Raw genomic sequence first — 1,236 nt, forward strand, 5'->3', positions numbered from 1 at the left:
ATTGAGCACCTGATGCAGCAGATCCGCAGTTCACTGCAAGATCTGGCTCGCTATCAGCAGCAGATTGAGCATCAGTTGCAAGGGCGCTATACCCAGATGCCCGACACCGATGCTGTCGGTATTTCTGATCGTATCACCAATAAACCGCTGTCTAGCTTACTGGCTCAGGTTGGTGTGTCGCGCCAGACTGTGGTGGCACTGCTGACCTGTTGAGCCTCGATTCTACGCGCCGGATTGATCCTGCGCGTTTTTGTGGCCAGAACCGGCCACCTCACACCTTCGTATTAAAAAGATTATAAAAAAAATTTAAGCAATTCTCGCGTTCCTCCGCCTAATACCAGTAACAAGGTTTGAGACCTTTTCTATTTTAGGATTATAGGAGATATCATATGTCATTATCCGTTCATACTAACCAGCCTTCCCTAACAGCACAGCGTTCTTTAGCCGGCACCCAGCTGAGCCTGAACACTTCTCAACAGCGCCTGTCTACCGGTCTGCGCATCAACAGCGCTAAAGACGATGCTGCCGGTCTGCAAATTGCAAACCGTATGGAAACTCAGACCCGTGGTCTGTCTGTTGCTCAGCGTAATGCGGCTGACGGTATCTCTATGTCACAAACGGCTGAAGGCGCAATGAAAGAAGCGTCTAATATTTTGCAACGTCAGCGTGAATTGGCTCTGCAATCATCTAACGGTACTAACACCTCTGCAGATAAAACAGCCCTGAACGAAGAGTTCACCGCGCTGAACGAAGAGCTGACCCGTATTCAGAAGACTACCTCTTTCGCAGGTAAGGCTCTGTTTGCGAGTGGTGGCTTGGATAAAGGTATCTCTTTCCAGGTGGGTGCAGAAATGACCTCCGCTGACAAGATTACTGTGAAGGTGGATACTAGCGCTGCATTTGCCTCTCCTTCTAAAGGAATTGCAGGTTCTGCTGACATCGCTGCAGTTGTTAAAGGCCTTGATACGTCTATTGCTGCAATGGGCAGCTCTATGGCTAAACTGGGTGCGGTACAAAACCGTTTCCAGTCTACCATCAACAACCTGTCTAACATCGAAGAGAACGTGAGCGTGGCCAAAGGCCGTATCATGGATGCTGACATCGCCAAAGAGTCTGCCAACATGACCAAGCAAAACATGATGATGCAAGCGGGTATTTCGGTGCTGTCTCAGGCCAACCAAACCCCATCTATGATCATGGGTCTGCTGCGTTAATGACCGATGACCGCAGGCGTGT

At 49.6% G+C, this 1,236-nt stretch carries 2 protein-coding genes; both read left to right on the forward strand.

Going from position 1 to position 1,236, the window contains the following annotated elements; all coding sequences use genetic code 11:
* Positions 1-213, forward strand: a 213-nt coding sequence (locus tag ACRC27_RS13680; RefSeq protein WP_438640131.1) for a hypothetical protein, incomplete at its 5' end; no start/stop codon positions are given.
* Between the two features lie 176 nt (positions 214-389).
* The gene (locus ACRC27_RS13685) at positions 390-1,214 is read left to right on the forward strand and encodes a flagellin N-terminal helical domain-containing protein (RefSeq protein ID WP_438640132.1); all 825 of its coding nucleotides are present in this window, start codon (positions 390-392) and stop codon (positions 1,212-1,214) included.
* The last annotated feature ends 22 nt before the right edge of the window (positions 1,215-1,236 follow it).

The organism is Plesiomonas sp., assembly GCF_051650925.1.
Taxonomy (GTDB): domain Bacteria; phylum Pseudomonadota; class Gammaproteobacteria; order Enterobacterales; family CAMTGL01; genus Plesiomonas.